Raw genomic sequence first — 8,620 nt, 5'->3', positions numbered from 1 at the left:
GCGGCCCAGGAGCATCGGGGCGCACGCGGTGTCGAAGGCGAGCCCGGTGCCGACGGCGGCCGGGATCAGGAGGTCCGAGTGCGCGGCGACGGGGGCGAAGGAGGAGTCGGCGACGGTGACGACGGTGAGGCCGAGGGTCCTGGCGTAGGCGAGCGCGTCGACCACCTCGCGCGGGTGGCGCGGCAGGGCGAAGCACAGGAGCGCGCTCGCCCCGGCGCGGCGGGCCGCGTCGAGCCGGTCGGCGAGCATCGTGCCGCCCTCGTCCAGGAGCCGGACGTCGGGGTGCACCTTCGCGGCGAAGTACGAGAAGCCGAAGGCTTGCGAGGCGGCGGCGCGGAGCCCGAGGACGGGCAGCGGGCACGAGGCGGCGAGGAGCGCGCCCGCACGCTCCACGGGGGCCGGGTCGGCGAGGAGCACGGCGAGGGCGCGCAGGTTCTCGATCTCGCCCGCGACGGCCTGCTGGTACTCGTTCGGCTCGGCCTCGGGGGCGGCGGGCTCGCTCGCCGGGGTGCTCTCGCGCAGGTGGCGGCGGAGCGCGGGGTAGCCGTCGAAGCCGAGCGCGACGGCGAAGCGGGTCACGGAGGGCTGGCTCACCCCCGCCAGTTCCGCCAGCTCGACGCTGGAGAGGTAGGGGACCTCGGCGGCCCCGCGCACCATGCAGTGCGCGATACGGCGCTGCGTCGGCGTGAGGCGCTTCCCGTCGAACAGGGCCTGAAGCCGTGCGGCGGCACTCTCGCTCATGCCATTCAGTTAAGCAGACGGCTGCATGGACATATACGGAGCGGGGAAATCCGCCCGGGATCGCGGGGATTGCGGTCTCCGGGATGCGGGCAGGCGCCCCGGCGGCAAGGATACGAACGGGTACGAACCGTCCCGTACGGTCCGTGAAATCCGCACCGCGGGAAAGGAGCGCGCATGTCCTCCAAGCGACGCCGCAAGAAGAAGGCCCGCCGCAAGCACGCGGCGAACCACGGCAGCAAGCCCCAGACCTGAGAGGCGGGGGCTGGGCGGGCCACCGGGCGAACAGGGGGGATTCCCCCCGTGCACGGCGGTCCGCCCCTTCATACCCTTTTCGGCATGGAGACCTCTGACCGGGAACTGCGCAAGGAACTCGACGCGACCCTCCAGGCCCGTCGCGAGCTGGGCGAGGAGTACGACTCGGCGCTGATCGACTCCTTCCTGGAGAAGGTCGGGCGGCGCGTGGACGAGACGATCGACCGCCGGGTGCGGCGCGGGCTCGCCGAACAGCAGGTGGTGGTGGCCCGCGGCCCGGCCCCGCGCGGACCGCGCGGGCAGGGCGGGAGCTGGCTGCACCACTACGCCTTCGCCCTCATCTCCCTGGTCCTCGCCATCCCGCTCTCGGCGATCGCGGCGGTGCAGGCGGGTACGACGGGCCTGATCGCGGCCTGGGCGGGCATCGTGGGCGTGAACGTGGCGGCGCGGAGGTACGGCACCGCTCCGGAGGACTGATCCGGGAATCAAGCCCCTCCGGCGATCGAGGAGCGGGGCCCGGGGCGGAGCCCCGAAGAACGGGCGCAGCAACCGAGCGCGAGGACCGCCGCACCCCCGGCCGCACGGCCGGGGGGCGGGACGACGGCGGTCCCCGCGAGAGGCGCGCACCCGGGTCAGGCCCGGGCCACCACCTCCTGGCGTCGGAGGTCCGGGAGCCGCTCCGGAGGTCCAAAACGCCGTATCGGTCGCCGGCCTGGGAGGGGAGCCGCTCCTTCCCTGCCGACACCCCCTAATCTGCCCGGCCCGTGTTAACGACGCGCTGCGCCCACGTGACGGCCTCGTACCACTTCCCCGGCCGCTCCCCCGCTCGCGCCGGCCGGGGCTACTTCCCGGCCTCGCGGGCGAGGAAGGCGAGCAGGTCCTGACGGCTCACCACGCCGGTGGGCTTGCCCTCCACGAGCACGATCGCCGCGTCCGCCGTACCGAGGACCGCCATGAGGTCGGCGACGGGCTCGCCCGAGCCGACCTGCGGGAGCGGTGCGGACATGTGCTTGTCGAGCGGGTCGCCGAGCGAGGCCCGCTGCGCGAAGAGCGCGTCGAGCAGTTCCCGCTCCACGACGGAGCCGACGACCTCGGCGGCCATGACGTCCGGGTGGCCGGCGCCCGGCTTCACGATGGGCATCTGCGAGACCCCGTACTCGCGCAGCACCTCGATCGCCTGCCCCACGGTCTCCTCGGGGTGCATGTGGACGAGCGAGGGCATCGGGCCCTCCTTGTACTTGAGGACGTCGCCGACGCGCGGGTGCTCGCCCGCCTCGTCCAGGAAGCCGTAGTCGTTCATCCACTCGTCGTTGAAGATCTTGCTGAGGTAGCCGCGCCCGCTGTCGGGAAGCAGCACCACCACGACGTCGTCGGGACCGGCCTCGCGCGCCACCTCCAGCGCCGCGACGACCGCCATGCCGCAGGAGCCGCCGACGAGCAGGCCCTCCTCCTTGGCGAGGCGGCGGGTCATCTGGAAGGAGTCCTTGTCGGAGACGGCGATGATGGCGTCCGTGACGGTGCGGTCGTAGGCGCTCGGCCAGAAGTCCTCGCCGACGCCCTCCACGAGGTACGGGCGCCCGGAGCCGCCCGAGTACACCGAGCCCTCGGGGTCGGCGCCGATGATCCGCGTCCTGCCGCCCGAGATCTCCTTGAGGTAGCGGCCCGTCCCGGAGATCGTGCCGCCGGTGCCGACGCCCGCGACGAAGTGCGTGATCCGCCCCTCCGTCTGCTCCCACAGCTCGGGGCCCGTGGAGTGGTAGTGCGAGAGCGGGTTGTTCGGGTTGGAGTACTGGTCGGGCTTCCAGGCGTCGGGGAGCTCGCGCACGAGGCGGTCGGAGACGTTGTAGTACGAGTCCGGGTGCCCGGGGTCCACGGCGGTCGGGCAGACGACGACCTCGGCGCCGTAGGCGCGCAGCACGTTGATCTTGTCGGTGGACACCTTGTCGGGGCACACGAAGACGCACTTGTAGCCCTTGCGCTGGGCCACCATCGCGAGACCGACGCCCGTGTTGCCGCTCGTCGGCTCCACGATGGTGCCGCCGGGCCGCAGCGCGCCGCTCTCCTCGGCCGCCTCGATCATGCGCAGCGCGATGCGGTCCTTCACGGAGCCGCCGGGGTTGAAGTACTCGACCTTCGCCAGGACGGTCGCCTGGATGCCCGCGGTCACGCGGTTCAGCCGCACCAGCGGGGTGTTGCCGACGAGGTCGATCATCGAGTCGTGGATGTGCACCGTTGTCTCCGGCCTGCGCGTCTGGGGGCCCGGTTCGGCCCGTTACGAGTCACGACAGCCTACGGGGCGCGGCGGCGGGAGGCGGCCGGACCCGGGGGTACGGGCGGATCGCCGGGCGGGCGAGGGGGCCGGCCCGGGGAGGACCGCGGCGACGACGAGGGAGCGCGGCGAGGTCGTACGGGTGTGCGTCCTGGCGGGGAGCGTGGTGCCCGCCGCCGACGGGGCGCGGGGGCCGCGCGGGCGGGCGCCCGTGCCCCGTCCTCCGTACGCGCGATTGGCACACCGGGCTCGCTGGGCATTGAGTGGGTGTACGGCTACGAGGAGGTGCTGCGTCGCATGTCGTCGAGGGCGAGGGTGGCACGGAGGATCGCCGCGGGCGCGGCGTACGGCGGGAGCGGGATCGGGCTGCTCGGGGTCGCCGGGGTGGGCCTGCTCCTGGCGGAGGTCCAGCTCGCGAAGCGGAACGTGGGCGTGGGCGAGATGGTGGTGCCACCGCACGCGGACGGGCGCTACGGGCGCACGCTCGCGGGCGAGGGCCCCGGCGCGGAGCCGCCGCCGATCCGCTTCACGATGATGGGCGACTCGCTCGCGGCCGGGCAGGGGGTGCGCCGGGCCAGGCAGACCCCGGCCGCGCTGCTCGCCTCGGGGCTCGCGGCGGTCGCGGAGCGGCCCGTCGAGCTGCGCAACATCGCGCTGCCCGGCGCGCGCTCGGACGACCTGGACCGGCAGGTCTCGCTCGTCGTCTCGGACCCGGCCGGGGTTCCCGACGTGTGCTGCGTCATGATCGGCGCGAACGACGTGACCCACCACATGCCGCCCACGCGTTCGGTGCAGCTCCTCAACGCGGCGGTGCGCAGGCTGCGCACCGCGGGGACCGAGGTCGTCGTGGGCACGTGCCCCGACCTGGGCACGGTGGAACCCGTCTACCAGCCGTTGCGGTGGATGGCCCGGCGCGTCTCGCGGCAGCTCGCGGCGGCGCAGACGATCGGGGTCGTGGAGCAGGGCGGCCGCACGGTGTCGCTGAGCGACCTCCTGGGCCCCGAGTTCGAGGCGAACCCGCGGGAGATGTTCGGCCCCGACAAGTACCACCCGTCCGCGGAGGGGTACGCGACGGCGGCGATGGCGGTCCTGCCGACGCTGTGCGCGGCCCTCGGGGTGTGGCCGGAGGACCTGACGGCGGACGAGGGGGCGCTTCCGGTCGCGAAGGCGGCGGCGGAGGCGGCGGCCTCGGGCGGTACGGAGGTGGCCGCGATGCCCTCGCACGGGGGACGCCGGAACCCCCTGGCCCGCCTGCGCAAGACGGGGGCTCCGCCCCGGACACCGCTCCTCAAAACGCCGGAGGGGCTAAGAGTTTCCGGCCCGGGTCAATCCAGCCCCTCCGGCGTTTGAGGAGCGGGGTGTGGGGCGGAGCCCCACGAGTCCCGCCCAGCCATGAGCAAGCGCTTAGAAATGCGGCCCGTGTCACACCCCGCAGCCGGTGACCCGCGCTCTACGTGCCGGTAGCTTCACAAGCGTCGTCGCCGTCGCCGCTGCCCGAGGAGCCCGCCATGCCCGAAGCCGTCATCGTCTCCGCCGCCCGCTCGCCGATCGGGCGGGCGGGCAAGGGCTCGCTCAAGGACCTGCGCCCCGACGACCTCACCGCGACCATCGTGCGGGCCGCGCTCGACAAGGTGCCCGAGCTGGACCCGCGCGACATCGACGACCTCATGCTCGGCTGCGGGCTGCCCGGCGGGGAGCAGGGCAACAACCTGGGCCGCATCGTCGCCGTGCAGCTCGGCATGGACCACCTGCCCGGCCTCACCGTCACCCGCTACTGCTCCTCCTCGCTCCAGACCTCGCGGATGGCGCTGCACGCCATCAAGGCGGGCGAGGGCGACGTCTTCCTCTCGGCCGGGGTCGAGACCGTCTCGCGCTTCGTCAAGGGCAACTCCGACAGCCTCCCCGACACGCGCAACCCGCTCTTCGCCGAGGCCGAGGCCCGTACCGCCGCCGTCGCGGAGAACGGCGCGGACGAGTGGCACGACCCGCGCGAGGACGGTCTCGTCCCGGACGCGTACATCGCGATGGGCCAGACCGCCGAGAACCTCGCGCTGCTCAAGGGCGTCACGCGCCGCGACATGGACGAGTTCGGCGTGCGCTCGCAGAACCTCGCCGAGCAGGCGCTCGCGAAGGGCTTCTGGGAGCGCGAGATCACCCCCGTCACGACGCCCGACGGCACGGTCGTCAGCAAGGACGACGGGCCGCGCGCGGGCGTCACGCTGGAGGGCGTCGAGGGCCTCAAGCCGGTCTTCCGTCCCGACGGGCGGGTCACGGCCGGCAACTGCTGCCCGCTCAACGACGGCGCCGCCGCGCTCGTGATCATGAGCGACACGAAGGCCGCCGAGCTGGGCCTGACCCCGCTCGCGCGCATCGTCTCCACCGGCGTCTCCGCCCTCTCCCCCGAGATCATGGGCCTCGGCCCCGTGGAGGCGAGCAAGCAGGCGCTGCGGCGGGCCGGGCTCTCGATCGGGGACATCGACCTCGTGGAGATGAACGAGGCGTTCGCCGCGCAGGTCATCCCCTCCTACCGCGAGCTGGGCGTGGACCTCGACAAGCTCAACGTCAACGGCGGCGCCATCGCGGTCGGCCACCCCTTCGGCATGACGGGCGCGCGCATCACCGCCACGCTCCTCAACAGCCTCCGCTTCCACGACAAGCAGTTCGGCCTGGAGACGATGTGCGTCGGCGGCGGCCAGGGCATGGCGATGGTCGTCGAGCGCCTGAGCTGACGCGTCCGGCACACCCCGCGCACACCCCGCACCCGGTGCGCGCCCGCGCCGGGCACGCACCCCCGCCCGCCTCGCGCGCACCCCGCGCCTCCCGCGCCCACCGCGCCCCGCACGCTCCGCGTACACTCCAACACCCCCTGCGCACCTGATCAATTCGTGACCCGATCTCCCCCGGGATGTGACACAAATCCCGGGGGAGAACTCTTTGCGCAGGTCAGCATGGTTGAACCGGCAAGCATCGTGGGTGCATATCCCCCCAAGCCGTGACATTAGGCACTGACAGCGGGCCGGGTCAGGGGTCAAGCTGAGGGTGGACAGTTCGGGGGTCCCGTCGGAATCAGGAGTAACGCCTGTGAGCGCCCTGCCTCTTGCCCTGCTCATCGTCACGGCCGGCGCCGTCGTCGTCGGGCTCGTCGCGCTGCGCGTGGCCCAGGCGCTGCGCCGCGAACTCGCCGCCTTCCGGGCCGAGCTGGCGCGCGGCCCCGTGCCCGCACCCCTCCCGCAGGTCCCCCAGGCCCGTACGGACGCCGACACGATACGGGCCGCCGTCGCGGACGCCCTCGCCGAGGAGCGCGAGCGCGAGCTGGCCGAGGCGCGCGCCTTCTGGGCGGCGCAGGAGGTACGCGAGGGCGGCGAGCCCTCCGGCGGCCTCCCGGCGGGCGCCGAGGACCTGTACGCGCCCCGTCCCGCCGACCTCGCCGGGCTCGACGCCTTCGCGGAGGTCCACGGCCTCGACACGGGCTTCGACCTCGCCGAGCTGGACGAGCTCCTGGCGCACACCCGCGAGGAGGACGCCGAGCCGGAGCCCGAGTACCCCGAGGACTCCGCCGAGCTGGCCGCCGCGCGCCGCCGCCACCCCTCGCACCCCGACTTCGTCCCCACGCAGCCGAACCCGATCGGTGACCACGCGGCCACGGTCGCGCGCCTCGAAGCGCTGGCCGCCGCGCGCACCGCGCTCGTGGACGTGCGCCCCGGACCGCTCGGGACGCTCGACGTCTACGTCTTCGTGGACGGCACGACGCTGTGCGCGACGCCCGGCCACCGCGAGACGGCCGAGCTGCTCGCGGAGGCCGTACGGGAGGGCCGGGAGCCGTTCCTGCTGGGCGGCTCGGGCGTCTCCGGCGCCTTCGCCCTCACCTTCGGCTGCGGCGAGCGGAACGTGTACCTCCTCGCGGACCGCGTGATCACCTCGGCGTGAGGCGCCGCGGCGCGCGGCGGGCCCGTTAGGCTCGTCGGCGTGCTGGATACCTCCCCGTTCCTCGGTGCCGTCGAGCAGTTCGCCGACCGCCTGCGCGCCGCCCCCCAGAGCCGCCTCCAGCGGGGCGCGGCAGCCCGCGCCCTCGCGCTGGCCCAGGAGCTGGCGACGCGCGCGCAGGAACGCGAGGAACCGGGCACCGAGCCCCGGGTGATGCCGGACGCCGGCATGTTCGCCGTCTCCGACCAGCTCACGGTCGCGGCCCACGACCTCGCACAGGTCCTGCGCACCCCCGAGGAAACCGAAGAGGCGACAGCCCTCGTTTCCGAGGCGCGCACCGAGGCAGGACTCTGACTGAGCGCCCCAGGCATAAGATCCAGCCCCTCCGGCGCTTGAGGAGCGGGGTCTGGGGCGGAGCCCCAGGAAGACGCGGAAGGGGCCGCCACCCGTACAAGGTGACAGCCCCTCCCGCCCCGCCGAAGGCGGTCAGTCGTTGCCCTGGAGAATCGCGATCAGCCGCAGGAACTCCATGTAGATCCACACGAGCGTCAGCGTCAGCCCGAACGCGGCCAGCCACGACTCCTGCTTCGGCGCCCCGTAGCGGATGCCGTCCTCGACCTGCTTGAAGTCGAGGGCGAGGAAGAGCGCGCCGAGCACGATGCCGATGATCCCGAAGAGGATGCCGAGGCCGCCGCTGCGGAAGCCGAGGCCGTCACCGCCGCCGAAGGCGGCGAAGAGGAGGTTGACCGCCATCAGGAGCACGAAGCCCATCGCGGCGGCCATCACGAAGCCCACGAAGCGCCGGTTGACCCGGATCAGGCCCGTCCGGTACGCCACGAGGACGGCGACGAACGTCGCCATCGTGCCGATGACGGCCTGCATCGCAGCGCCGTCGACGCGGGCGTCGATGGCGCTGCTCAGCACACCGAGGAAGACGCCCTCGAAGGCCGCGTACGTCAGGATCAGCGCCGGGCTGGCCTTGCGCTTGAAGGACTGTACGAGCCCGAGGACCATCGCGATGAGGCCCGCGCCGATCGCGTAGCCGTAGGACTTGCCCAGGTTCGCGTCATCGACCGGGAGCACGGCCCACGCCAGCGCCGCGAAGACGATGAGCGTGCCGAGCGTGCCCGCCGTGCGGGTGACGACGTCGTCCATCGTCATGCGGTCGGCGGTGGGCGGGGCCTGCGGGACGCCGTGCTGGACGTCCGCCTGCGCGTAGGGGTTGTTCGCGTACGGATTCGCCGCGGGGGCGTCCGCATAGGGATTTCCCGCGACCGGGCCCTGAGCGGTCCCGACTGCTGCTCCCCCGGTCTGCGGTGCGGCGTTGAAGCCCGCGGAACCGTTGTCGCGGCTGAAGCCCCGTCGCGAGAAGACCGGGTTGCTGCTCCTCATCTCACTCCTCCATGGCCACCGTGTGTGGCCTTGCGCTCCAGA

General features: G+C 73.4%; 8 protein-coding genes. 5 read left to right on the top strand and 3 right to left on the bottom strand.

Annotated elements, in window-relative coordinates; all coding sequences use genetic code 11:
• A partial coding sequence (locus tag SSBG_RS17725; protein ID WP_008747463.1) for a MurR/RpiR family transcriptional regulator occupies window positions 1-741 on the bottom strand: 741 nt, incomplete at its 3' end.
• Between the two features lie 336 nt (window positions 742-1,077).
• Here SSBG_RS17725 and SSBG_RS17720 point away from each other — a divergent pair.
• Complete coding sequence (locus SSBG_RS17720) at window positions 1,078-1,470, top strand: hypothetical protein (protein ID WP_037870051.1); 393 nt, start codon at window positions 1,078-1,080, stop codon at window positions 1,468-1,470.
• A gap of 364 nt (window positions 1,471-1,834) precedes the next feature.
• On the opposite strand, the gene SSBG_RS17715 is transcribed toward SSBG_RS17720, so the two are convergent.
• Window positions 1,835-3,223 (bottom strand): cystathionine beta-synthase, encoded by a 1,389-nt coding sequence (locus tag SSBG_RS17715; protein WP_008747461.1) that lies wholly within the window; start codon window positions 3,221-3,223, stop codon window positions 1,835-1,837.
• 336 nt (window positions 3,224-3,559) lie between these two features.
• On the opposite strand from SSBG_RS17715, the gene SSBG_RS17710 reads away from it, so the two are divergent.
• The 4 genes from SSBG_RS17710 to SSBG_RS17695 all read left to right on the top strand — a co-directional run bounded on the left by SSBG_RS17710 (window position 3,560) and on the right by SSBG_RS17695 (window position 7,540).
• On the top strand, window positions 3,560-4,612 hold the full coding sequence (locus SSBG_RS17710) for an SGNH/GDSL hydrolase family protein (protein WP_234010572.1): 1,053 nt from the start codon (window positions 3,560-3,562) through the stop codon (window positions 4,610-4,612).
• Window positions 4,613-4,770: 158 nt separating this feature from the next.
• Window positions 4,771-5,991, top strand: a complete 1,221-nt coding sequence (locus SSBG_RS17705; RefSeq protein ID WP_008747459.1) for an acetyl-CoA C-acetyltransferase — start codon at window positions 4,771-4,773, stop codon at window positions 5,989-5,991.
• Between the two features lie 352 nt (window positions 5,992-6,343).
• Window positions 6,344-7,189, top strand: a complete 846-nt coding sequence (locus SSBG_RS17700; RefSeq protein WP_008747458.1) for a hypothetical protein — start codon at window positions 6,344-6,346, stop codon at window positions 7,187-7,189.
• Window positions 7,190-7,228: 39 nt separating this feature from the next.
• Window positions 7,229-7,540: a hypothetical protein gene (locus tag SSBG_RS17695; RefSeq protein ID WP_037870049.1), complete on the top strand. Its 312-nt coding sequence runs from the start codon at window positions 7,229-7,231 to the stop codon at window positions 7,538-7,540.
• 132 nt (window positions 7,541-7,672) lie between these two features.
• Here the strand turns inward: SSBG_RS17695 and SSBG_RS17690 are convergent, their stop codons facing one another.
• Entirely contained in the window at window positions 7,673-8,578 is a 906-nt protein-coding gene (locus SSBG_RS17690; RefSeq protein WP_008747456.1) for a Bax inhibitor-1/YccA family protein, read from the bottom strand.
• Between the last annotated feature and the right edge of the window lie 42 nt (window positions 8,579-8,620).

Origin of the sequence: Streptomyces sp. SPB074 (assembly GCF_000154905.1) — a bacterium.
In the GTDB taxonomy this organism is placed as follows: Bacteria; Actinomycetota; Actinomycetes; order Streptomycetales; family Streptomycetaceae; genus Streptomyces.
Note: the sequence above shows the minus strand (reverse complement) of the source record. Positions and strands in the feature narration are given on the sequence as shown.